This window comes from Mesorhizobium sp. M0898 (assembly GCF_040319695.1).
Classification (GTDB): Bacteria; Pseudomonadota; Alphaproteobacteria; order Rhizobiales; family Rhizobiaceae; genus Mesorhizobium.
This window is the reverse complement of the sequence record NZ_JAMYOE010000003.1, coordinates 299095-320328: the sequence shown is the minus strand read 5'-3', so window position 1 is coordinate 320328 and position 21234 is coordinate 299095. Positions and strand designations below refer to the sequence as shown.

General features: G+C 63.9%; 24 protein-coding genes. 13 read left to right on the top strand and 11 right to left on the bottom strand.

What is annotated here, in order from left to right:
• The first annotated feature begins 90 nt into the window (after positions 1 to 90).
• Both NKH90_RS06770 and NKH90_RS06765 read left to right on the top strand, forming a co-directional pair.
• Positions 91 to 1080 carry a BMP family lipoprotein gene (locus NKH90_RS06770; RefSeq protein ID WP_352469466.1) on the top strand — a complete coding sequence of 330 codons (990 nt, stop codon included), beginning with the start codon at positions 91 to 93 and terminating at the stop codon, positions 1078 to 1080.
• Positions 1081 to 1193: 113 nt separating this feature from the next.
• Positions 1194 to 1634, top strand: coding sequence for a GNAT family N-acetyltransferase (locus tag NKH90_RS06765; RefSeq protein ID WP_352469467.1), 441 nt, complete (start codon positions 1194 to 1196; stop codon positions 1632 to 1634).
• A gap of 12 nt (positions 1635 to 1646) precedes the next feature.
• Here the strand turns inward: NKH90_RS06765 and NKH90_RS06760 are convergent, their stop codons facing one another.
• The gene (locus tag NKH90_RS06760; protein ID WP_352469468.1) at positions 1647 to 1856 is read right to left on the bottom strand and encodes a SlyX family protein; all 210 of its coding nucleotides are present in this window, start codon (positions 1854 to 1856) and stop codon (positions 1647 to 1649) included.
• Positions 1857 to 2037: 181 nt separating this feature from the next.
• Between NKH90_RS06760 and NKH90_RS06755 the strand changes: the two genes are divergently transcribed.
• Genes NKH90_RS06755 through deoA form a run of 6 tightly spaced genes read left to right on the top strand, consistent with a single transcriptional unit; the run spans position 2038 to position 8212 of the window.
• Complete coding sequence (locus NKH90_RS06755) at positions 2038 to 3570, top strand: ABC transporter ATP-binding protein (RefSeq protein WP_352818257.1); 1533 nt, start codon at positions 2038 to 2040, stop codon at positions 3568 to 3570.
• Positions 3567 to 4706 (top strand): ABC transporter permease, encoded by a 1140-nt coding sequence (locus NKH90_RS06750; RefSeq protein WP_352469470.1) that lies wholly within the window; start codon positions 3567 to 3569, stop codon positions 4704 to 4706. The genes NKH90_RS06755 and NKH90_RS06750 overlap by 4 nt, the downstream gene beginning before the upstream one ends.
• Position 4707: 1 nt before the next feature.
• Positions 4708 to 5679 (top strand): ABC transporter permease, encoded by a 972-nt coding sequence (locus NKH90_RS06745; RefSeq protein ID WP_352469471.1) that lies wholly within the window; start codon positions 4708 to 4710, stop codon positions 5677 to 5679.
• A 6-nt stretch (positions 5680 to 5685) separates the two neighbouring features.
• Entirely contained in the window at positions 5686 to 6078 is a 393-nt protein-coding gene (gene cdd / locus NKH90_RS06740; protein ID WP_352488680.1) for a cytidine deaminase, read from the top strand.
• Entirely contained in the window at positions 6075 to 6893 is an 819-nt protein-coding gene (locus NKH90_RS06735) for a purine-nucleoside phosphorylase (protein ID WP_352448279.1), read from the top strand. Before cdd ends, NKH90_RS06735 begins: the two co-directional genes overlap by 4 nt.
• A complete protein-coding gene (deoA, locus tag NKH90_RS06730; protein ID WP_352818252.1) occupies positions 6893 to 8212 on the top strand; it encodes a thymidine phosphorylase in 1320 nt (439 codons plus the stop codon). Before NKH90_RS06735 ends, deoA begins: the two co-directional genes overlap by 1 nt.
• On the opposite strand, the gene NKH90_RS06725 is transcribed toward deoA, so the two are convergent.
• The 3 genes from NKH90_RS06725 to NKH90_RS06715 form a co-directional block, all read right to left on the bottom strand.
• Complete coding sequence (locus NKH90_RS06725) at positions 8213 to 8773, bottom strand: TIGR02281 family clan AA aspartic protease (protein ID WP_352818250.1); 561 nt, start codon at positions 8771 to 8773, stop codon at positions 8213 to 8215.
• 100 nt (positions 8774 to 8873) lie between these two features.
• Positions 8874 to 9503, bottom strand: coding sequence for a uracil phosphoribosyltransferase (gene upp / locus NKH90_RS06720; RefSeq protein ID WP_023675320.1), 630 nt, complete (start codon positions 9501 to 9503; stop codon positions 8874 to 8876).
• A gap of 128 nt (positions 9504 to 9631) precedes the next feature.
• Entirely contained in the window at positions 9632 to 10606 is a 975-nt protein-coding gene (locus NKH90_RS06715) for an adenosine deaminase (RefSeq protein ID WP_352612969.1), read from the bottom strand.
• A gap of 167 nt (positions 10607 to 10773) precedes the next feature.
• Between NKH90_RS06715 and ubiE the strand changes: the two genes are divergently transcribed.
• The 3 genes from ubiE (at position 10774) to coaBC (ending at position 14712) form a co-directional block, all read left to right on the top strand.
• On the top strand, positions 10774 to 11550 hold the full coding sequence (gene ubiE, locus NKH90_RS06710; RefSeq protein ID WP_352818247.1) for a bifunctional demethylmenaquinone methyltransferase/2-methoxy-6-polyprenyl-1,4-benzoquinol methylase UbiE: 777 nt from the start codon (positions 10774 to 10776) through the stop codon (positions 11548 to 11550).
• A 64-nt stretch (positions 11551 to 11614) separates the two neighbouring features.
• Positions 11615 to 13189 carry a 2-polyprenylphenol 6-hydroxylase gene (gene ubiB, locus NKH90_RS06705; protein WP_352469478.1) on the top strand — a complete coding sequence of 525 codons (1575 nt, stop codon included), beginning with the start codon at positions 11615 to 11617 and terminating at the stop codon, positions 13187 to 13189.
• 65 nt (positions 13190 to 13254) lie between these two features.
• Positions 13255 to 14712, top strand: a complete 1458-nt coding sequence (coaBC, locus tag NKH90_RS06700) for a bifunctional phosphopantothenoylcysteine decarboxylase/phosphopantothenate--cysteine ligase CoaBC (protein WP_352818243.1) — start codon at positions 13255 to 13257, stop codon at positions 14710 to 14712.
• Here coaBC and NKH90_RS06695 read toward each other — a convergent pair.
• From NKH90_RS06695 to rpsU, 4 genes are all read right to left on the bottom strand, one after another.
• Complete coding sequence (locus NKH90_RS06695) at positions 14709 to 16166, bottom strand: MFS transporter (protein ID WP_352818240.1); 1458 nt, start codon at positions 16164 to 16166, stop codon at positions 14709 to 14711. The genes coaBC and NKH90_RS06695 overlap by 4 nt on opposite strands.
• 410 nt (positions 16167 to 16576) lie before the next feature.
• Positions 16577 to 17050, bottom strand: a complete 474-nt coding sequence (locus NKH90_RS06690; protein ID WP_352469481.1) for a DUF992 domain-containing protein — start codon at positions 17048 to 17050, stop codon at positions 16577 to 16579.
• Positions 17051 to 17186: 136 nt separating this feature from the next.
• Positions 17187 to 18032: a tetratricopeptide repeat protein gene (locus NKH90_RS06685; protein ID WP_352469482.1), complete on the bottom strand. Its 846-nt coding sequence runs from the start codon at positions 18030 to 18032 to the stop codon at positions 17187 to 17189.
• A gap of 161 nt (positions 18033 to 18193) precedes the next feature.
• Positions 18194 to 18466, bottom strand: coding sequence for a 30S ribosomal protein S21 (gene rpsU / locus NKH90_RS06680; RefSeq protein WP_023675331.1), 273 nt, complete (start codon positions 18464 to 18466; stop codon positions 18194 to 18196).
• Positions 18467 to 18673: 207 nt separating this feature from the next.
• Between rpsU and NKH90_RS06675 the strand changes: the two genes are divergently transcribed.
• Positions 18674 to 18961 (top strand): type II toxin-antitoxin system RelE/ParE family toxin, encoded by a 288-nt coding sequence (locus NKH90_RS06675; protein WP_352448269.1) that lies wholly within the window; start codon positions 18674 to 18676, stop codon positions 18959 to 18961.
• 1 nt (position 18962) lies between these two features.
• The gene (locus NKH90_RS06670) at positions 18963 to 19253 is read left to right on the top strand and encodes an addiction module antidote protein (protein ID WP_352448268.1); all 291 of its coding nucleotides are present in this window, start codon (positions 18963 to 18965) and stop codon (positions 19251 to 19253) included.
• A gap of 135 nt (positions 19254 to 19388) precedes the next feature.
• Here NKH90_RS06670 and NKH90_RS06665 read toward each other — a convergent pair whose 3' ends face one another.
• The 3 genes from NKH90_RS06665 to NKH90_RS06655 form a co-directional block, all read right to left on the bottom strand.
• Positions 19389 to 19775, bottom strand: a complete 387-nt coding sequence (locus NKH90_RS06665; protein WP_352454023.1) for an SET domain-containing protein — start codon at positions 19773 to 19775, stop codon at positions 19389 to 19391.
• 128 nt (positions 19776 to 19903) lie between these two features.
• Positions 19904 to 20662 (bottom strand): SDR family oxidoreductase, encoded by a 759-nt coding sequence (locus tag NKH90_RS06660; protein ID WP_352469483.1) that lies wholly within the window; start codon positions 20660 to 20662, stop codon positions 19904 to 19906.
• 106 nt (positions 20663 to 20768) lie between these two features.
• Positions 20769 to 21143: a YrdB family protein gene (locus tag NKH90_RS06655; protein WP_352777097.1), complete on the bottom strand. Its 375-nt coding sequence runs from the start codon at positions 21141 to 21143 to the stop codon at positions 20769 to 20771.
• Positions 21144 to 21234: the final 91 nt, after the last annotated feature.

Sequence of the window (21234 nt, the reverse complement as noted above, 5' to 3'; positions counted from 1 at the left end):
GACACTCCTGCCCGACACCGTATGCCTGCCGGAGAACCGGGCCGGCATGCGGTGCATAATGGACAAATAACCGACAGGGGTGTGGATCACATGAAACGTATCGTTCTCGGCCTCATGGCCGCAGCTGCAATGGTTCTTCCGGCCTTCGCCGCGGACATTCAACCCGCGATCCTCTATGATCTCGGCGGCAAGTTTGACAAGTCGTTCAACGAGGCATCCTTCCACGGCGCTGAAAAGTTCAAGACCGAGACCGGCATCCCCTATGTGGAATTCGAGGTCAGCAACGCCACCCAGCGCGAGCAGGCGCTGCGCCGTTTCGCCGAGGACGGCCGCAACCCCATCGTCATGGCGGGCTTCTCGTGGGCTGACGCGCTTGACAAGATCGCAACCGAGTTCCCCGACACCAAATTCGCCATCATCGACATGGTCGTCGACAAGCCCAATGTCCGCTCCCTGGTCTATAAGGAGCAGGAAGGCTCGTACCTCGTCGGCGTGATGGCGGCGATGGCTTCCAAGACCAAGAAGGTCGGCTTCGTCGGCGGCATGGATATTCCGCTGATCCGCAGGTTCGGCTGCGGCTATGTCGGCGGCGCCAAGGCGGCCGGGGCCACCGACGTCATCCAGAACATGACCGGCGATACGCCGGCAGCCTGGAACGATCCGGCCAAGGGCGGCGAGATCGCCAAGACGCAAATCGACCAGGGCGCCGACGTAATCTACGCAGCGGCGGGCGGCACCGGTGTCGGTGTGCTGCAGGCAGCGGCCGACGCCGGCAAGCTCGGCATCGGCGTTGATTCCAACCAGAACGGCCTGCAGCCCGGCAAGGTGCTGACCTCGATGGTCAAGCGCGTCGACGTTGCCGTCTACAACACCTTCATGGATGCCAAGAACGACAAGTTCACGGCGGGCGTCAACGATCTCGGCCTCAAGGAAGGCGGCGTCGACTACGCCATGGACGACAACAACAAGGCGCTTGTCGACGATGCGATGAAAGCGGCGGTCGAAAAAGCCAAGGCCGACATCATCGCCGGCACCATCAAGGTGCACGACTACATGTCGGACAATGCCTGCCCGTATTGATCCGCCGGCACTGATTGCGAACCGCCGGGCGTGGTCCCGGCGGTTTTGTTTTGGCAAACGCCGGTGAACCATCAACCCCCCCGGGGACGCAGATGCAGCCGACAGTCGAACCGATGCGCGAGCGCGATGTTGAGGCAGTCGCGCAATTGCGCCTTGCCGCCTTTTTTGATGGCACCGCAAGGACGCTCGAAGATGACATCGCCGGCCTTCGCAAGCTGCTGGCTGGTGACGGATTCGAGACTTCCCTGGTTGCCCGGATCGGTGATGTCCCAGTCGGTACGTGTTTGCTGGTCCGCCGTGAACTGGAGCTGGCGCATGAACTGACGCCATGGCTAGCCGGGCTGGCTGTCGCTCCGAAGCACCAGCACCAAGGGATCGGCACGGCACTGGTTAGGGCGACCGAAGCGCGCGCAGCATCGGCCGGCGTTGTCGAATTCTATCTTTATACCTGGCAGGCGCGCGATTTCTATGCGGCGCTCGGCTGGATGACGGTCGAAACGTTCGAACAAGATTGCGCACCCATGTTGCTGATGTCGCGAAGGCCCAGCCTATAACCGTTGCTCGCCTCACCAGTGCGGCGGCTTGGTCACCGGCACGTCGGGCGCGGCCTGTTCCTCCAGCGCCAGGAAGCGCTCGGCCAGCGCGTCCAGCTTGCGCTGCATGCGCTCGATCACCTTCCACTGCTCGGCGATCTGGCCGGACAGTTCCTCAATGATCTTCTCCTGCTCGGCGGCGCGGATTTCCAGCGTCGTCAGCCGGTCCTCGGGCATGGTCATTTGAAATCCTCGATCAGGCGATTGTGCAGGGTGCGGCCACGTTGGAAATTGACAAGCATGGCGGGATTTGTCGAGAGTGAACCCTGCTCCGGCCAATTGGTAGGGACCCAATTGGCACAGACTGGGCGTCATGCTAGGCGTTTGACCAAGCGGTAAAAAAATAACAGTGGGAACAGGCTGCATGGCGCAAGCCGCAATCGAGCTGATCGGCATCGACAAGAGCTTTGGCGCCGTGCGCGCCAACCGCGACATCAATCTGGAGATTATGCGCGGCACTATCCATGGCATCGTCGGCGAAAACGGCGCCGGCAAGTCGACGCTGATGTCGATCCTCTATGGTTTCTACCAGGCCGATTCCGGCGAGATCCGTGTCGGCGGCCAGCCGGCATCGATCAAGACGCCGAACGATGCGATCGCGCTCGGCATCGGCATGGTGCATCAGCATTTCATGCTGGTCGACAATTTCTCGGTGCTGGAAAACGTCATTCTCGGCGCCGAAAGCGATGCGCTGCTGAAGAAGAGCATTGCCAAGGCGCGTTCCGAGCTGGAGCGGCTCGAGCGCGAATACGGGCTCGAAGTCGATCCCGACGCCATCATCGAGGAGTTGCCGGTCGGCCTGCAGCAACGCGTCGAAATCCTCAAGGCGCTCTATCGCGGCGCCGAGATCCTGATCCTCGACGAGCCGACAGGCGTGCTGACGCCGGCCGAGGCCGACCACCTGTTCCGCATCCTCAAGCAGTTGAAGGAGCAGGGCAAGACGATCGTGCTGATCACCCATAAGCTGCGCGAGATCATGGCGATCACCGACACGGTCTCGGTGATGCGCCAGGGCACCATGGTGGCGACACGCGAAACCAGGAAGACCACGGTCGAGGAGCTGGCCGAGCTGATGGTCGGCCGGCGCGTCCTGCTGCGCGTCGAGAAGGGCGAGGCGAAGACCGGCGGCGTCAAGCTCGCGGTCGAGAACCTGACGGTCAAGGATTCCCGCGGCGTCACCATGGTCGACGACGTCTCTTTCGATGTCCATGCCGGGGAGATCGTCGGCATTGCCGGTGTCGCCGGCAACGGGCAGTCCGAACTGCTCGAGGCGATTTCCGGCATCAGGCATGCCGTTTCGGGCTCCGTTATGCTCGACGGAAAGCCGATCGACCTCACCGGCGCCGCCGATCCCGGTGAACTGCGCGAGCGCGGCCTCGCCCATGTGCCGGAGGACCGCCATCATGTCGGCCTGGTGCTGGCCTTCGAGGAGAACGAGAATTCGATCCTCGGCTACCAGGACGACGAGCGCTATCTGAAGGGGCCGTTCCTTGACATTGATGCCATCCGTAACGATGCCAGGGACAAGATCGTCAAATATGACATCCGCCCGGCGGACTGCCGCCTCAAGACCGCCAATTTCTCCGGCGGCAACCAGCAGAAGATCGTGCTGGCGCGGGAAATGGAACAAGATCCCGGCGTGTTGATCGTCGGTCAGCCGACACGCGGCGTCGATGTCGGCGCCATCGAATTCATCCACAAGCGCCTCATAGCCATGCGCGACCAGGGCAAGGCGGTGCTGGTGGTTTCGGTCGAGCTCGACGAAATCCGCTCGCTGTCCGACCGCATCCTGGTGATGTTTGCCGGCCGCATCGTCGGCGAACGCGGCCCCGACGCGACCGAGGGCGAGCTCGGCCTGCTGATGGCCGGCGTCGAGCAGCGCGAGGCGGCGGAATGAGCACTCCCTATGCCAAGCTGCCGGCCTGGGCCGACTACGTGCTGATCCCGCTGATCAACCTGTTCGTCGCCTTCGTCGTTGCCGGCTTCGTCGTCATATTGGTTGGCGAGAACCCACTGCGCGCAGCCGTCGTCCTGGTCGAGGGTGCCTTCGGCCGCGGCCAAGGCATCGCGTTCACGCTTTTCTATGCCACCACCTTCATCTTCAGCGGGCTTTCGGTGGCGGTTGCGGCGCATTGCGGCCTGTTCAACATCGGTGGCGAGGGCCAGGGCTATATCGCCGGTCTCGGCATCGGCATTGTTTGTCTGGCCTTCGACAGCTTCCTGCCTTGGTGGCTGACCTTCCCGATCGCCATTATCGCCGCCGCGGCGATGGGCGCGCTGTGGGCGCTGATCCCGGCCTATCTGCAGGCCAAGCGCGGCTCGCATATCGTCATCACCACCATCATGTTCAACTTCATCGCTGCCAGCGTCATGGTCTATGCGCTGGTGGGGATGCTGAAGCCGCCCGGCTCGATGGCGCCGCAGACGCGCACCTTCCTCGAAGGCGCGCAATTGCCGAAGCTCAACTGGGTCATCGAATTGTTCGGCGCCAAAATCCGTTCGGCGCCATTCAACGTCAGTTCCCTGCTGGCGCTAGCCATGGCCTTTCTGGTGTGGGTGCTGATCTGGCGCACGAAGCTCGGCTACGAGATGCGCACCTATGGCCACAGCCCGAAAGCGGCGCGTTATGCCGGCATTTCGGAGATCCGCATCATCATCATTGCGATGATGATCTCGGGCGCGCTGGCCGGCATGATGGCGCTCAACCCGACGATGGGCGACCAGCACAATGTCGCGCTCGAATTCGTTTCGGGCGCCGGTTTCGTCGGCATCGCGGTGGCACTGATGGGACGCCTGCACCCGGTCGGCATCGTGCTGGCGGCGATCCTGTTCGGCATGCTCTACCAGGGCGGCGCCGAGCTCGCCTTCGAGATGCCGGTGATCAGCCGCGACATGATCGTCATCATCCAGGGCCTCGTGATCCTGTTCGCCGGCGCGCTCGAGCATATGTTCCGGCCCTACGTCCAGGCGTTGTTCGCCTCGCTCAGCCCGAAATCGGTCGGCATGGAAGCGGTCAAGGGGAAGGGCGCCTGAGATGGATTTCTTCAACGCTATCGTGCAGGTCCTGGACTCGACCATCCGCCTGTCTGTGCCCTTGCTGCTCGCCTGTCTCGCCGGCCTCTATTCGGAGCGGGCCGGCGTCTTCGACATCGGGCTCGAGGGCAAGATGCTTGTCGGCGCCTTCGCCGGTGCGGCCGCCGCCTCGGTCTTCCACTCGGCCTATCTCGGCCTCGGCATGGCCATCCTCATCTCGGTTGCCTTCGCGCTGATCCACGGCTTTGCCTCGATCACCCATCGCGGCAACCAGATCGTTTCCGGCGTCGCGATCAATTTCATTGCCGCCGGATCGACGATCATGCTCGGCCAGGCCTGGTTCCAGCAAGGCGGGCGCACGCCGGCGCTGGCCGCCGGCGAGCGCTTCGAGGCAATCATCTGGCCGGGCGCAGAGGCGCTCAGGAGCGTTCCGATTCTCGGGCCGATCTATTCGGAACTCATCTCCGGCCATTCCGTGCTGGTCTATCTCGCCTTCCTGGCCGTGCCGTTCACCTGGTGGGTGCTGTTTCGCACCCGCTTCGGCTTGCGCCTGCGCGCCGTCGGCGAGAACCCGGCCGCGGTCGACACCGCCGGCATATCAGTCGCCTGGCTGCGCTATCGGGCGCTGATCTGCACCGGCGTGCTCACCGGCATTGCCGGAGCCTATCTGTCGATGGTGCAGAATGGCGGCTTCGTGAAGGACATGACCGCCGGCAAGGGCTATATCGCGCTGGCCGCGCTGATCTTCGCCAAATGGAAACCGGTCAACGCCATGTTCGCCTGCCTGCTGTTCGGCTTCCTCGACGCCGCGTCGATCCGCCTGCAAGGCACGCCGCTGCCGCTGATCGGCAAGGTGCCGGTGCAATTCATGCAGGCGCTGCCCTATGTGCTGACCGTCATCCTGCTTGCCGGCTTCATCGGCAAGGCAATCCCGCCGCGCGCCGGCGGCGTGCCTTATGTCAAGGAACGCTGATCTATTATGGCTCATGATCTGTTCGAAGCGGCGAAAGCCGCCATGGCCAAGGCCTATGCGCCCTATTCGAAATTTCCGGTCGGCGCGGCGTTGCGCACCGAGGACGGCCGTGTCTTCACCGGCGCCAATGTCGAGATCGCGTCCTATCCGGAGGGCTGGTGCGCCGAAACCACCGCACTTGCCAACTACATCATGGGCGGCGGCGGCAAAATCACGGAAATCGCCGTGATCGCCGAACGCGTGGCAAAATGCTCGCCCTGCGGCGGCTGCCGGCAGCGGCTGGCGGAATTCTGCCGGCCGGAGACGAAGTTCTATCTCTGCGATGATAGCGGCGTGGTCGAAACCGTGACCATGGGCGAGTTGCTGCCATACGGGTTTGAAGGCGATGTGCTGAAATGAAGGAAGCGCTCGATCACCTCGTCGAAAGGCTGGACGGGCTGGCGCCGACTACCGCCTTGGTGCTGGGGTCAGGGCTTGGCGGGCTTGTCGACCAAGTCGAGGATGCGGTGCGCATCTCCTACGCCGACTTGCCGGGGTTTCCCCGAAGCGGAGTCAGCGGCCATGCCGGCGAGGTGGTGGCGGGGCTCTTTGCCGGCACGCCGGTGCTGATGCTGTCCGGCCGGGCGCATTATTACGAGCACGGCAACGCGGCGGCGATGCGGCCGGCACTCGAGGTGCTCGCCGGCCTCGGCATCTCCAGGCTGATCCTCACCAACGCCGCCGGTTCGGTCGATCCCGGGATGGGCCCGGGCTCGGTGATGCTGATCACCGACCACATCAATTTCTCGGGCTCCAACCCGCTGATCGGCGAACCGAGCGACCGCCGTTTCGTCGGCCTGACCGAAGCCTATGACGCCGGTCTCCGCTCCGCCATCGAGCAGGCGGCGAAGGCCACCGGTACCACGCTGCACAAGGGCGTCTATATGTGGTTCTCCGGCCCATGCTTCGAGACGCCCGCCGAGATCCGCATGGCGCGCGTCATGGGCGCCAACGCGGTCGGCATGTCGACGGTGCCGGAGGTCATTCTCGCCCGCTTCCTTGGGCTGCGCGTCGCCGCCTGTTCGGTCGTGACCAACCTTGCTGCCGGCATGACCGGAGCCGAGCTGTCGCACCAGGAGACCAAGGACATGGCGCCGGTTGGCGGTGCGCGGCTGGCGACCATTCTGCAGCGTGTTTTTCAGGACGGGCTTCCGGAGCACAGGGTCGACGCCTGATGCTTCCCCAGGAAATCATCCGCCGCAAGCGCGACGGCCAGAAGCTCTCGGCTGAGGAGACAGCGTTCTTCATCGAGGGTCTGACCGCCGGCACAGTCACCGACGCGCAGGTCGGCGCCTTTGCCATGGCGGTGTTCTTCAACGGCATGAGCCGCGACGAGGCGGTGGCGCTGACTATGGCGATGCGCGATTCCGGCGATGTGCTCGACTGGTCGGATCTGCCCGGCCCGGTCACCGACAAGCATTCGACCGGCGGCGTCGGCGACAATGTCTCCTTGATGCTGGCGCCGATCGTCGCTGCCTGCGGCGCCTATGTGCCGATGATTTCCGGCAGGGGTCTGGGCCATACCGGCGGCACGCTGGACAAGATGGATGCCATCCCCGGCTATATCAGCCAGCCGGATGTTGCGCGCTTCCGCAAGACGGTGCTCGAAACCGGCTGCGCCATCATCGGCCAGACCGCCGATCTCGCACCCGCCGACGCCAGGCTCTACGCCATCCGCGATGTGACGGGAACGGTCGAATCGGTGCCGCTGATCACTGCTTCGATCCTGTCGAAGAAGCTGGCCGCCGGCCTCAATTCGCTGGTGCTTGACGTCAAGGTCGGCAACGGGGCCTTCATGGAGAAATCGCGCGACGCAACCGCACTGGCCAACAGCCTGGTCGACGTCGCCAATGGCGCCGGCCTTAAGGCCTCGGCGCTGGTCACCGGCATGAACGAGCCCCTGGCGTCCGCCGCCGGCAATGCGGTCGAGGTGCGCAACGCCGTCGATTTTCTCACCGGCCGCTTTCGCGACCGGCGGCTGGAGGACGTGACGCTGGCGCTGGCCGCCGAGATGCTGCAATCGGCAGGCCTGGTGTCGTCCAACCAGGGCGGCCTGCGCCGCGCCGCCGAAACGCTGGCCGGCGGCCGCGCCGCTTCCATCTTCGCGCGCATGGTGGCGGCACTGGGTGGTCCCGTCGACTTTGTCGACAATCCGGAAAAATATCTGCCGAAAGCGGCAACGGAATTCGCGGTCAAGGCGAGCGCGAACGGCTTTGTCACCGGCATCGCGACCCGCGAGATCGGGCTTGCCGTGGTCGGGCTTGGCGGCGGGCGGACGCGGCCCGACGACAGGATCGATCACGCCGTCGGCATCACCAGGCTGTTGCCGGTCGGCGCTGAAGTGCGGGCCGGCGAAGCGCTGGCGCTGGTCCATGCCCGCAATACCGGGGATGCCGAAGCGGCCGCGGCCGCGGTGCTTTCGGCCTATACCATCGGCACTTCCAAACCGGCCACGGAGAAAACCGTCATCCGGCGGATCCTGCCGCGCGGGTAATCACTGAACCAGCAGCAGCTTGCCGTCTTCGACCTGGTATTTGTCGAGCCGCTGCAGAAAGCTCATGCCGATCAAGTTGGTGTGCAGCGCCCTGTCGTCGAGCACGACGGCCTCGACGCCCTCGACGGTGATCTTGCCGATCTGCAGGCGGTCAATCGTCACCACGGCGGCCTTGATCGCACCATTGGCGGTGTTGACCTGATGGCTGAAGTCCGTCGAATTGAGCGAGATGCCGATCCTGCGCGCGGTCGAGGTGTTGATGGCGACGAGCGTCGCACCGGTATCGATCATGCCGTCGACCTGGCGACCGTTCAACTTGAAGACCGACATGAAATGCCCGCGCGCGTCCGCGGTGACGACGACCTTGCGGCCGAGCGGCTGCGGCGTTGCCGGCCTGTCCGGGACGGCGGCGAGATTCAGGTTGGTTTGAGTGTCGGCCGGCCTGGCTCCGATGGCGGATTTCAACAGCCGCTCGATTACCTGTGAATTGGACTGATACACGATCGGCAGCGATGCCGACGTTCCGGCAAACACGCCAAGGATGAGGAGCTTGCGCAGCATGGACCGGCCTTTGTGGTTGCCGATCCTTAGTCCGACATGGTGATTGCCGCTTTAACGAGTGCGGAAACCAGCCGTTTGCGTAAACAATCGGTAAACGGATCTATTTGGTGCCGTACATGCGGTCGCCGGCATCGCCGAGACCCGGCATGATGTAGCCCTTTTCGTTGAGTTGGCGGTCGATGGAAGCGGTGAAGACCGGAACATCGGGATGCGCCTGGGTAAAACGCTCGAGGCCCTCTGGTGCCGCCAGCAGGCAGAGGAAGCGGATGTTGGTGGCACCGCGGCCTTTCAGCTTGTCGATCGCCGCGATCGCCGAATTGGCGGTCGCCAGCATCGGGTCGACGACGATCACCAGTCGGTCGGCGAGGTCGCCCGGCGCCTTGAAGAAATACTCGACCGCTTCCAGCGTCTCATGGTCGCGATAGAGGCCGATATGGGCGACACGCGCCGCCGGCACCAGATCGAGCAGGCCTTCGAGCAAGCCGTTGCCGGCGCGCAGCACCGAGGCGAAGACCAGTTTCTTGCCCTCCAGCGTCGGCGCCTCCATCGTTTCGATCGGCGTCTCGATGGTCGTCGTCGTCAGTTCCAGGTTGCGGGTGACCTCGTAGCCGAGCAGCAGCGAGATCTCGCGCAGCAGCCGCCGGAAGCCGGCCGTCGAGGTTTCCTTCTTGCGCATGATGGTCAGCTTGTGCTGGACAAGCGGATGGTCGACGACGGTGACGCCCTTCATGGTGTTCTCCAACTGCGCAAGTGAATGGTGAATGGTGAATAGTGAATAGTGAACTGGTTTGCGAGTCCTTGGTTGCGCGGAAAAACTCGCGGCTGACGGACCGAAGCGCCGGGTGAACCATTCACCATTCACCTGCCCTTGGCGCCGAGCCTGCCCAGCAGCACCGCCCTGGTCTTCCTGTCGACGAAGGCTGCCTCGATGGCCGTCCTGGTGACGGCGGTGAGCGCCTTGTCGTCCATCGCAAAATGCTCGGCAGCGATGTCGTATTCGCGTTTCAGCGAGGTCCAGAAGTAGGGCGGGTCATCGGAGTTGAGCGTCACCTTGCAGCCCGCTGCCCGCAAGGCGGGGAAGGGATGGTCGGCGAAGCTGTCGAAGATTTTCAGGGCGATGTTGGAGCCAGGGCAGCATTCGAGCACGACGCCTTCGTCGGCGATGCGCCGCACAAGCTCGGGGTTCTCGATGGCGCGCACGCCATGGCCGATGCGAGACGGGCGGATGTGGTCGAGTGCCGCCTCGACGCTCTCCCAGCCCATCAATTCGCCGGCATGGACGGTGATGCCGAGGCCGGCCTCGCGGGCGATCTCGAAGGCCCTGACATAATCTTCCAGGTCGCCTATCCGCTCGTCGCCGGCGACGCCGAAACCGGTGACCAGCGGATGCCCGCAGCGCGCGGCGAAACGCGCCGCCCGCTCGATCGATTCGACACCGAAATTGCGCACGCCGGTGACGATCATGCGGCCTTCGATGCCGGTCTTCGCCTTGGCGCGGGCCATGCCTTCGCCGAGCGCGTCGGTATAGGCCTTCGGCGACAGCCCGGCCTTGCTGGCATGGTCGGGCGAGGTGAAAACCTCGGAATAGATGGCGCCGTCGCGGGCGAGGCTGGTCAGGTAATGATCGGCCAGCCGCGCATAGTCTTCTTCGGTGCGGAACAGGTCCGACGAGAAGTCGTAGGCGGCGAGGAAAGAGGTGAAGTCGCGCCAGACGAAGGAGCCGTCCTGGATGTAGGGCGAGGCATCCTTGCCGTATTTCTCAGCTTGGCGGAGGACGAGTTCAGGCGCCGCTGCCCCTTCGATGTGGCAGTGCAGTTCTGCTTTCAAAGGCATTCAATTATCCCGTCAGGCTTTTTCTTATGACGCAAGTTCCTGTCGGAAAACCGTGTGACACTTTTCCGGAACCTGCTTCGAAGCGCGGCCGAACACCGCGCCTTAAACAATAGCGCCCGCACCATCGATCGGCTATGGTCCCGCCGATTTTATGGCGGATCAAAACGATGTCGGTTGAAAGAACCACTGCTGCGGGCGGCATGGAAACCTCTTATGGTTTCAAGCGGGTAGGGCCAGGCGACAAGCAGTCCCTGGTCAATGATGTTTTCCACAAGGTGGCGAACCGCTACGACCTGATGAACGACCTGATGTCGGCCGGCTTGCATCGATTGTGGAAGGACGCCATGGTCGCCTGGCTCAATCCACCGAAGCGGCCGGGCTGGAGCGTTCTCGACGTTGCCGGCGGCACCGGCGATGTCGCCTTCCGCATCGTCGAGGCGAGCGGCAGGCACGCTCATGCAACGGTTCTCGATATCAACGGCTCGATGCTCGCCGTCGGCCGCGACCGGGCCGAGAAAAAAGGCCTGTCGGCAAATACCGATTTCGTCGAAGCCAATGCCGAGGAACTGCCTTTTGCCGACGCTACTTTCGACGCCTACACCATCGCTTTCGGCATCCGCAACGTGCCGCGCATCGATGTGGCGCTTGCCGAAGCCTATCGCGTGCTGAAGCCTGGCGGGCGCTTTCTCTGCCTTGAATTCTCCGAGGTCGAGATGCCGCTGCTCGACAAGGTCTATAAAGCATGGTCGTTCAACGCCATTCCGCGGATCGGCAAGGTGGTGACCGGCGATGACGAGCCCTATTCCTATCTGGTCGAATCGATCCGCAAGTTTCCCAATCAGCAGAATTTCGCGGCGATGATTTCGCGCGCGGGCTTCGAGCGCGCCTCGTTCCGCAATTATTCCGGCGGCATTGCCGCGCTTCATTCGGGCTGGAAGCTTTGAGGCTGGCCCGCATTTTCCGACCTGCCTTGCGCCAGTTCAGGAAACCGGCAGGGCAAAGCCAGCCATGAGCAGCATCGGCGCTGGTTTCAGGCTCGTGCGGGCCGGCTGGGTGCTTGTGCGCGAGGGCGTCATCGCGGCTTTGCCCGGTGACGAGCTCTTCGGCTTGCCGAAATTCGGCTGGCGCATGGCCCGGCTATTCACCCGCCGTCGGGCGCTTGCCTATGAGCGCGGCGACAGGTTGGCCAAGGCGGTCGTGCGGCTCGGCCCATCCTACGTCAAGCTCGGCCAGTTCCTGGCGACACGGCCGGATGTCGTCGGCAACGATATCGCGCTTGATCTTGCCATGCTGCAGGACAAGATGCAGACCTTTCCCAAGGCCGAGGCCATAGCGGCGATAGAAGCATCGCTCGGACGCAAGGTCGGTGAGCTCTATGCCAGTTTTGGCGAGGCCGTCGCCGCCGCCTCGATCGCCCAGGTCCATACCGCTGAAACCCTGCAGGACGGCGTCGTTAGGCGAGTGGCGGTGAAGGTCATCCGGCCGGGCGTGCGCCGCCGCTTCTTTCGCGATCTCGAAAGCTATTTCCTCGCCGCCCGGCTGCAGGAAAAGTACATCCCGTCGTCGCGCCGGCTGCGGCCGGTCGAGGTGACGGAGACGCTGGCCCAGACTACCAAGATCGAAATGGATTTGAGGCTGGAGGCAGCGGCTTTTTCGGAGCTCGGCGAGAATACCAAGGACGATCCGGGCTTCCGTGTGCCGTCGGTCGACTGGGAGCGCACCGGTCGTGACGTGCTGACCATGGAATGGGTCGACGGCATCAAGATGAACGATATTGCCGGCCTGACCGCCGCCGGCCACGACCTGAAGGCGATTGCCGCCAACCTCGTTCAGTCGTTTCTGCGCCATACGCTGCGTGACGGTTTCTTCCACGCCGACATGCACCCCGGCAACCTGTTTATAGAAGCCGACGGCACCATCGTCGCCGTCGATCTCGGCATTGCCGGCCGGCTCGGCAAAAAGGAGCGCCGCTTCCTCGCCGAAATCCTCTACGGCTTCATCACGCGCGATTACCAGCGCGTCGCCGAGGTGCATTTCGAGGCCGGCTACGTGCCGCGCCAGCACAATGTCGCCGCCTTCGCCCAGGCGATCCGGGCGATCGGCGAACCGATCCACGGCCAGCCTGCCGAGACCATCTCGATGGCCAAGCTGCTGACGCTGCTGTTCGAGGTGACCGACCTCTTCGACATGGCGACGCGGTCCGAGCTGGTGCTGCTGCAGAAGACCATGGTCGTCGTCGAAGGCGTCGCCCGCACGCTCGATCCGGCCTTCAACATGTGGAAGACGTCGGAGCCGGTGGTGAGCGGCTGGATTGCCCGCAACCTCGGCCCGCGCGCCCTGCTGGCCGATGCGCGCGACGGTGCCAACGCGCTGCTGGCGCTGGCCCGCCAGGCACCGGACCTCGCCGCCCGCACCGAGCGGCTGTCGCGTGAGATCGACCTGATGGCCGAACACGGCCTGCGCTTCGACGAAAGGACCGCACGCGCGATCGGCAAGGCCGAGGCGCGCTACACCCGCTCCGGCCGGCTGGCGCTGTGGGTGATCGCATTGACGCTGGTGTATATCGCCTGGCGTATTTTCTAGCGCTTGTTGCAAAGTGATTGCATTGCTATCATTGCACTCAGCAATTCCGGGCAAGGTGCAATCAGATGGCCAGCATCACGATCCGCAACCTTGATGACGAGGTCAAGGACCTGCTGCGCCGACTGGCGGCGGAGAATGGCCGGTCGATGGAAGACCAGGCGCGGGTGATGATCCGCGCAGCGGTCGAAGGTCAGTTCGGTTCGGCCGGTCGCATCGACCAGATCGAGAAAACACTGCGCGAACTGACGAGTTCGCAGAGTCCAGCAGCGCCGGTGGTCGTCGTCTCCAGCCCGCGAGGCATCCTCTCCGGCAAGCGCATCCTGCTGATCATCGGCGGCGGCATCGCCGCCTACAAGGCGCTCGACCTGATCCGCCGGCTGCGCGAGCGCGGTGCTTCGGTGCGCGTGGTGATGACCGCGGCGGCGCAGGAGTTCATCACTACGCTGTCGGCCGGGGCGCTGTCGGCCGACCACGTCTTCACCGAATTGTTCGACCGGCAGGACGAGCACGACATCGGCCATATCAGGCTGTCGCGCGAGGCCGACCTTTTGGTCGTGGCGCCGGCCACCGCCGACCTGATGGCAAAGCTCGCCAATGGCCATGCCAACGACCTTGCCTCGACCGTGCTCATCGCCACCGACAAGCGAGTTTTGGTGGCGCCGGCGATGAACCCGAAAATGTGGGCGCATCCGGCGGTCCGCCGCAACCGTGCGACGCTGAGCAAGGACGGCGTCGCATTCGTCGGCCCGGCGAAGGGCGAGATGGCCGAGAGCAACGAGGTGGGCGAGGGCCGCATGGCCGAGCCGCTGGAGATCGTCGCCGCGATCGAGGCGCTGCTCGACAGCCGGCCAAAGCCGCTGGCGGGCAGGAAGATCATCGTCACCTCCGGGCCGACGCATGAACCGATCGACCCGGTCCGCTACATCGCCAACCGGTCGTCGGGCAAGCAGGGCCACGCCATCGCGGTGGCGCTGGCCAGGCTCGGTGCCGACGTGCGTCTCGTCTCCGGCCCGGTCGGCATTGCCGATCCGGCCGGCGTCGCTACGCTGCACGTCGAAACGGCCGTCGAGATGAAGGACGCCGTCGAGCAGCTGCTGCCGGCCGACGCGGCAGTGTTCGTCGCGGCTGTCGCCGACTGGCGCACTCAAAATTCGGCCGGGGAGAAGATCAAGAAGGTGGCGGGCGAGGGGCCACCGGCGCTGCAGATGGTGGAAAATCCCGATATTCTCGCCGGTGTCGGGCATCACAAAAAGCGGCCGATGCTGGTGGTCGGTTTCGCCGCGGAGACGCAGGACCTGGTCAGGAACGCCGAGGCCAAGCTTGCAAAAAAGGGTGCCGATCTTATCGTTGCCAATGATGTCTCGCATGAAGATGGTTCCCCGGGCGTGATGGGCGGCGACCGCAACAAGGTGCGGATCGTCTCGAAGGCCGGCGTCGAGGAATGGCCGGAGATGAGCAAGGACGAGGTGGCGACGCGGCTCGCGGCGCTGATCGCCGACCGGATGAAGACGGTCGTTGTCTAGTCAATCTCCCCCACGGAGATTGACAGCTTCGCCGGCTTCGTGTCGGTCGCCCCCGAAATCCGCAAGGCGGCAAGGCATCCCAGGATTCCGAGCGGGATAAACGCCAGGAACAGCCAGGCGGCGACACTTGCCGCGGCCTCACGGTTCAGGCCTTCGGAAAAGCCGCTGGCGTTGGCGACGATGCCGGTCAGTGCCGCCCCCACGGCATAACCGATGCGCTGCATGGTCGGCACAGCGGCCGAGGCGATCGTCTGCTCGCCTTCCTTGGCCGATGCCACGATGACACGCGTGACGAACGGCCAGGCGATGCCGAAACCGCCGCCTTGCAGCAAGGCACAAAGCAGGATCAACGGGATAGAGCCGGCCGGCACCGTATAGGCGAAACCGGCGACGCCCGTGGCGATCATCAGCGCCCCGCCGACGATGATCAGCCGCTCGCGTTCCGGCGGCGCATTGGCGACGAGGATCGACAGGATCGACCAGGCGATCGATTCGGCGGCGATGATGTAGCCGGTGGTCAGGATCGGAATGCCGTGCAGGCTGGTCAGAAGCAGCGGACCGTAGACGGTAAAGGAGCAGGTCGCCACCGAAAACGCCGCGACCATGGTCATGCCCGCGCCGACCGGCGAGCGCCATGAGAACAGCCGCGACGGGAACAGGCGCGAGCGCGGCTTCAGTGCATCGATATGGATGAACAGCGCCAGGCTGATCAGGCCGAGGGTGAGCAGCAGCGACGAGCGCAGCAGGGCGATGTCGATGCCAGCGGTGGCGATCAGCACGACGCTGACGGCGAGGCAGCCTAGTGCCGCAAAGGGGAAGGGCGGCGCCGAGCCGCCCGTCGCCTGCGGCCTCGTTGCTTCAGGCGTATCGAGCACAAGGAAGCTTGCCAGCGCCATGGCCGTGCCTCCGAGGGTAAAGACGCCGAAGGCCCAGCGCCAGGACGAGAATTCGGTCATGACCGCGCCGAGCACCGGCCCGCTGAAGGCGGCGACACCCCAGATCGCCGACATGACGCCGAAAAGCTGCGGCCAGATCGCGCGGGCAAACAGCCGCTCGACCGAGACGAAGGCGAGCGACACCAGCGCGCCGCCACCGAGCCCTTCGATCAGGCGGCCGCAGAGGAACAGCGGCATCGAAGGCGCGGTGGCGCAGACCAGCGCGCCGGCGGCATAGAGCATTGCGGCGACCATCATGTTGGTACGCAGCGCGACATAGCTCACCAGCCGTCCGGCGGCCGCACCGGCAACGAGGGCGCCGAGCTCGTAGATCGCCAGCGACCAGCCGACCAGTTGCACGCCGGCAAGTTCGCCGACCATGGCCGGCATGACCGTTGCCACCATGGTTTCGTTGGTGGCGTGCAGCAGGATGCCGAGGCTGATGAAGCAGAAGCGCGCCAGGTCGCCGCCCGCCCACAGCGCGCGCCAGTCGACCCTGTTTGTGCTTGTCTTGGTCATCCGGTCCCCCAGGCTTTCTCAGACGCTGGTCTGAAGTATTGGAGCGTTCTTTACGTCCAAATGAGTACATGCCGCAGTATGGGAGGACTTCTAGAACCTCAACCGTAGTTGAGATCAAGCGGTCTTGATCGCCGTTGACGTGGCGGATTTCAAAATTGTGCGGTGGGGGACGATCACGAGGCGTTGAGATTCTGGTCAGACCGAAGACAAGCAATATTGGATCGCCGCAATCTTCGGTGACGGTAACGGCATGAACACAGTTGCCATGCCGTGATCTTCGAGCGCCGCAACTTTGAACATCAGGGCGGCCCATCCTCTGCGGAGTGGGCCTGCCGGAATCTATGAGCCTTCGGCAGCCATTCGCAGGCCGACACCTACGCTCCCCGCCGCTCGGGAGCCATGCTGCGCCGTTATTTGAACGAGTGGATCAGGTCGAGCGAGGTGACGGCGACCGCCAGGTTGACGCCGGTCTGTGCCTGGACACTGAGCGGCTGCAGCGAAAAGGCGCTGTCGAGGCCGCCGACCAGGAGATTGGCGCCGCCACCGGTGACCACGCTGGCCTCGGCGTTCACGCCATAGTAGCTGCCGGCAAGGTCACCTTCATCGTGGTTGCGGGTCGCCGCCAGAACCGCCCATACCAGCTGGCCCTGATGCGTCCGGCCGACATCGACGCCGAGCTTGGAAATCACCCCGGTATAGACTTCAGAGGGGCCGCCACGATGCGGACGAAAGACACAGGAAACACCCTTGTTGGAGGTGACGAGATAGGCCGTGCCGCCGTCGATGGTGCAGTCGAGCACGCCGAGCTGGAGTTTGCTGGCGCTGGCGGGAGCGGCAACGACGGTCGTGGCGAGAACAGCGGCACAAGCGAGTTTCTTGATCATGGCAGGGTCCTTTCGAAATTGCCTTGTACAAACGGCTGAGCACGCCGAGCGTTCCGCCGAAAACTTGGCGCCAGCAAGGCGAAGCTAAACGCAGGGTTGTCGGAGTGCGGAAACGGAGGCCCGATTAACCGGCCGCTCAGCCGGCACTGGTGCGGGCCAGGCCGTCCTTGGCCGGCTGGTAGGTCGGATTGAGGTGCACGGCCTCGCGGTAGGATTTCGCGGCCCTGACCTTGTCGCCGCGCCGCTCGTAGATCAACGCCTGGTTGGACCAGGCCTCAGCATTCTTGCCGTCGAGCTTGATCGCCATGTTGAAGTCGGCGAAGGCATTGTCCTCGTCGTTCATGGCAAGGTAGGAGAGGCCGCGCCCGTTGTAAGGCTCGGAGGCGTCCGGCGCCAACGAAATGGCGGTCGAGAAATCCTCGATGGCAAAGGCGTGCTGGCCCTGACTCTGGTAGATCAGGCCGCGATTGTGATAGGCGCGCGCATCGGTCGTGTCGAGCTGGATGGCTTTCTGGAAATCGTTGAAGGCTTCCTGGACCCGGCCCGCCCTGCGGTAGAGATTGCCGCGGCCGATATAGGCGGCGTCATAGTTGGAATTGATCTGGATCGAGCGATTGTAGTCGGCGAGCGCGCTCGCCTGATCGCCGAGGAAGCGCTGGATGAGCGCACGGTTCGAATAGGCCTGGTAAAAATTCGGATTGAGCTGGATGGCGGTGTTGAAGTCCTTCAGCGCCGCCTGGTACTGGCCGCCGCGGCCATAGGCCGAGCCGCGCACATTGTAGGCTTCCGGATCCTGGGGGTTGCGCTGGATCACCGCCGACAGCGAGGAGATGTTCTCGCTCGAGCCTTGCGCCTTGTCGATGTTGTTGAACTCGCCGGTCGGAACACTCTGGCAGCTGGCAAGCGCCATCCCGGAAAGCAGGGCTGCCGTCAGGGCGAGGCCGCGCCACGCGGTTCTGCGCTCTACGGTGATTGCGTCCATGTCTGCCCTGTCCTTACTGCGCCGTCTGGTCCGTTCCCCCTCCGAACCGGCATCTCCCCCAACCGGTCCTCTCGGACCGGGTCGAACTCACAACAAAAAGGTGGCGGCGATTCCGCATCGCGCCACCTTGGATATCCTTGGAAAAGGACGAAAAATTGACGTCAGAACCGCGGCGGACGCGGAGCACCGGCACCGGCAGCACCGGCCGCGACCGGACGCGGCGTCATCGGCAGCAGGCCTTCGCGCTGGGCGCGCTTGCGGGCCAGCTTGCGGGCACGGCGCACGGCTTCCGCCTTTTCACGGGCGCGCTTCTCGGAGGGCTTTTCGTAATGTCCGCGCATCTTCATTTCGCGGAAGATGCCTTCGCGCTGCATCTTTTTCTTGAGCGCGCGAAGCGCCTGATCAACATTGTTGTCGCGGACGAGTACCTGCACGTGCAATCCTGTCTTTCGGGTTTGAAATCAACAGGCAAGCGGCCATAGCCGCAAGCCTCCGCGGCGCGTTACACCACGAATTGGGGCGGCTGATAGCAGAATCAAGGGGCTCTGTCCACAGCCGATTGAGAGGCGGTGCCGTCCGGGCGGGCACGACAGTCCCACATGGCGGCTTGATTTTTTCAATCTGTGAACTATAGTTCACGAGTGACCATCGTTGAGCAAACCGCCGAGTTCCGGGACTGGCTCAAGGGTCTAAACGATATGCGGGCGGCCGAGCGGATTGCGATCCGCGTGGCACGTATCCAGTCCGGACTGATGGGAGACGTGAAGTTCTTCGATGGCATCGGCGAGCTTCGGATAGACTACGGTCCCGGTTACCGACTGTACTTCGTCAAGCGCGGCAGCGCGCTCGTTATCCTGCTCTGCGGCGGCGACAAGTCCTCGCAGAAGCGCGATATCAGGAAGGCCATTGAAATGGCCAAGGAGATCTGAAATGCCCCACGAGACCTTGCCTTTTGATCCTGCCGAACATCTCGGCCGCGCGGAGGCCCAGGCCGAACTTCTTGCCGACGCCTTTGCCACGGGCGATACCGGCTATATCGCGAATGCTCTCGGCATAGTTGCCCGCGCGCGTGGCATGTCCAAGGTGGCGAAAGATGCCGGCGTCACCCGGGAGGCCCTGTACAAGGCACTGAGCCCCGATGGCGACCCGCGCCTCTCGACATTGCTTGGCGTGGTGAAGGCCTTAGGGGTGAAACTCACCGCCGAAAAGACCGAAGCCTGAGGCCGCCGAATCCCGAAACGAAAAAACCCGCCTCGGCGGCGGGTCGCTGGTGTGAATCAGCACCGTAGGGAAATTAATAGCATAGCTGCCGGCACAAAGCAAGAACAAAATTCGCCTTGGGCCAGATAGGCGCCGCTACGCCGTGGCCAGGTGGAGCTGCTCGAAACCCTCGAAGAACTCGCCGTAGTCGCAGGTTATTTCCTCGCCGGCGGCGATGTCGCGGGTCGCGGTGGCCCCGCCATATTGCGAAAAGTCGGTGTTCGGCTTGTCGGCGTGGTTCATGAAGCGGCCATTGTCGACCTCATACACCATGAAGCCCGGCCGGTCCGGACTGGGATAGGCATATCTGTCGAGCAATTCCTTGAGGTGCGGCGGCGCCGTCTCGTATCTTTCCATCGGGATCAGCCGGTCGAAGTCCGGATCGAGCCGCCAGATCTGCGCCCCTTTCCGGATCGGCTCGGCGGCGAACACGCCGACGCCTTCGATTGCGCTTGCAGCGATATAGGTCCTGATCAGCAGCATGTTTCCAACCCGTTTTCGAGGAGAAGACGGAATCGTCAAATCGCCGGGAAAAGCAAGACCGGTTTTTCCGGCATTGCGGCTGGCGGCCGACATTGCGGCTGGCGGGCCGACGCCAACCGCGAAACGCTTCACGTGCGGGTGATCGAGACACCGCCGTCGGCGAACAGTGCCGTGCCGGTGGTGAAGCTCGATGCATCGGAAGCCAGGTAAAGCGCCGAGCGGGCGATCTCCTCTGGCTCGGCGACGCGCTTCAAGGCATGCAGGTTTTCGACGAACGCCCGCGATTCAGGTGTGTTGAATGTCGCCGAAGGCGTGTCGGTGCCGCCGGGCAGCAGCGCGTTGACCCGGACGCCCTTGGCGCCAAATTCGGCGGCCAGCACCTGCGTCAATCCGATCAGTCCGGCCTTGCTCGCGGCATAGCTGGTCATGCCGGGCATGCCGACCGTGTAGCCGACGAAGGTTGAGGTGAAGATCAGCGAGCCGCCGCCGCGTTCGACCATCGCCGGCACCTGGTATTTCGCGCCGAGAAAGGCGCTGGTCAGATTGGTATCGAGTGTCTCGCGCCAGCCCTCCAGCGACAGCTCAGAAACCGGCCCCATCCTGCCGACGGAGCCGGCATTGTTGAAGGCGATGTCGAGCCCGCCGAATTTCTCGACCGCCAGGTCGACCAGGACTTTCGCGTAGGCCTCGTCACGGACATCGCCGGCAAGAGCGATAGCCGTGCCGTCGGCGTCTTCGATTTCGGCAACCAGCGCATCGAGTTCCGCCTGGCGGCGGGCGGCGACGACGAGCCTGGCGCCTTCCTCGGCAAAGAGCTTTGCCGTGGCGCGGCCGATGCCGGAACTGGCGCCGGTGACGATGGCGACCTTGTTGGTGAGTGTGAACATTTTCTGCATCCTTTTTTCGCGCCGGTTCTGGCCGGCAATTGGATGCTTGGTCGCAAATCGGGGCGGTGCGGACCACCCGATACCTGCGAGGTGGTGTCGGCCTGGACTATTGCCTGAGCAGCCAGCCGAGCCGATCGAGCGAAAATGCGTAGCTGACGGCGATCAGAAGGGCGACGGCAATGCCGGCTGTCGTGTAACCGGCCAGGTGGAATCCGGCAGCGCCGCCGAACAGGACGGCGAGTTCGAGCACCAGCCGCAAACCGCCCGGCACCGGAACCGGCGCCCGCCCCGAGCGGCTCGGATCGTTCGGCACCGCGAAGACTCCCCAGAGCGCGGCGGCAACGAACGGCAATGCCACGGCAAGGATCCAACTCCACATGCCCGCTGAGAGGCTCCAGCCCGCCATGCCGAGGCCGAGCAAAGCGGCGAGCTCCAGCAAGAAGCGCAATGTCAGGTTCCACCAGACGTTAGCCACCGCCATAATCCTCCGATCGTCAGGCGACGGATAGCGGTGGAAGGCAATTGCATCAACCTGCCCGGATGCGGCTTTTTCACCACGGCGCAAAACGGCA

What these genes read in the sequence shown, in the direction of transcription:
- NKH90_RS06655 (WP_352777097.1), bottom strand. Translation starts at nt 21,143, where the DNA reads ATGGCGGTGGCTAACGTCTGGTGGAACCTGACATTGCGCTTCTTGCTG.
- cdd (WP_352488680.1), top strand. Translation starts at nt 5,686, where the DNA reads ATGGCTCATGATCTGTTCGAAGCGGCGAAAGCCGCCATGGCCAAGGCC.
- NKH90_RS06660 (WP_352469483.1), bottom strand. Translation starts at nt 20,662, where the DNA reads ATGTTCACACTCACCAACAAGGTCGCCATCGTCACCGGCGCCAGTTCC.
- NKH90_RS06685 (WP_352469482.1), bottom strand. Translation starts at nt 18,032, where the DNA reads ATGGACGCAATCACCGTAGAGCGCAGAACCGCGTGGCGCGGCCTCGCC.
- NKH90_RS06750 (WP_352469470.1), top strand. Translation starts at nt 3,567, where the DNA reads ATGAGCACTCCCTATGCCAAGCTGCCGGCCTGGGCCGACTACGTGCTG.
- NKH90_RS06670 (WP_352448268.1), top strand. Translation starts at nt 18,963, where the DNA reads ATGCCCCACGAGACCTTGCCTTTTGATCCTGCCGAACATCTCGGCCGC.
- NKH90_RS06745 (WP_352469471.1), top strand. Translation starts at nt 4,708, where the DNA reads ATGGATTTCTTCAACGCTATCGTGCAGGTCCTGGACTCGACCATCCGC.
- NKH90_RS06690 (WP_352469481.1), bottom strand. Translation starts at nt 17,050, where the DNA reads ATGATCAAGAAACTCGCTTGTGCCGCTGTTCTCGCCACGACCGTCGTT.
- NKH90_RS06755 (WP_352818257.1), top strand. Translation starts at nt 2,038, where the DNA reads ATGGCGCAAGCCGCAATCGAGCTGATCGGCATCGACAAGAGCTTTGGC.
- deoA (WP_352818252.1), top strand. Translation starts at nt 6,893, where the DNA reads ATGCTTCCCCAGGAAATCATCCGCCGCAAGCGCGACGGCCAGAAGCTC.
- NKH90_RS06760 (WP_352469468.1), bottom strand. Translation starts at nt 1,856, where the DNA reads ATGACCATGCCCGAGGACCGGCTGACGACGCTGGAAATCCGCGCCGCC.
- upp (WP_023675320.1), bottom strand. Translation starts at nt 9,503, where the DNA reads ATGAAGGGCGTCACCGTCGTCGACCATCCGCTTGTCCAGCACAAGCTG.
- NKH90_RS06715 (WP_352612969.1), bottom strand. Translation starts at nt 10,606, where the DNA reads ATGCCTTTGAAAGCAGAACTGCACTGCCACATCGAAGGGGCAGCGGCG.
- NKH90_RS06695 (WP_352818240.1), bottom strand. Translation starts at nt 16,166, where the DNA reads ATGACCAAGACAAGCACAAACAGGGTCGACTGGCGCGCGCTGTGGGCG.
- coaBC (WP_352818243.1), top strand. Translation starts at nt 13,255, where the DNA reads ATGGCCAGCATCACGATCCGCAACCTTGATGACGAGGTCAAGGACCTG.
- NKH90_RS06725 (WP_352818250.1), bottom strand. Translation starts at nt 8,773, where the DNA reads ATGCTGCGCAAGCTCCTCATCCTTGGCGTGTTTGCCGGAACGTCGGCA.
- NKH90_RS06770 (WP_352469466.1), top strand. Translation starts at nt 91, where the DNA reads ATGAAACGTATCGTTCTCGGCCTCATGGCCGCAGCTGCAATGGTTCTT.
- ubiB (WP_352469478.1), top strand. Translation starts at nt 11,615, where the DNA reads ATGAGCAGCATCGGCGCTGGTTTCAGGCTCGTGCGGGCCGGCTGGGTG.
- NKH90_RS06765 (WP_352469467.1), top strand. Translation starts at nt 1,194, where the DNA reads ATGCGCGAGCGCGATGTTGAGGCAGTCGCGCAATTGCGCCTTGCCGCC.
- NKH90_RS06665 (WP_352454023.1), bottom strand. Translation starts at nt 19,775, where the DNA reads ATGCTGCTGATCAGGACCTATATCGCTGCAAGCGCAATCGAAGGCGTC.
- NKH90_RS06735 (WP_352448279.1), top strand. Translation starts at nt 6,075, where the DNA reads ATGAAGGAAGCGCTCGATCACCTCGTCGAAAGGCTGGACGGGCTGGCG.
- ubiE (WP_352818247.1), top strand. Translation starts at nt 10,774, where the DNA reads ATGTCGGTTGAAAGAACCACTGCTGCGGGCGGCATGGAAACCTCTTAT.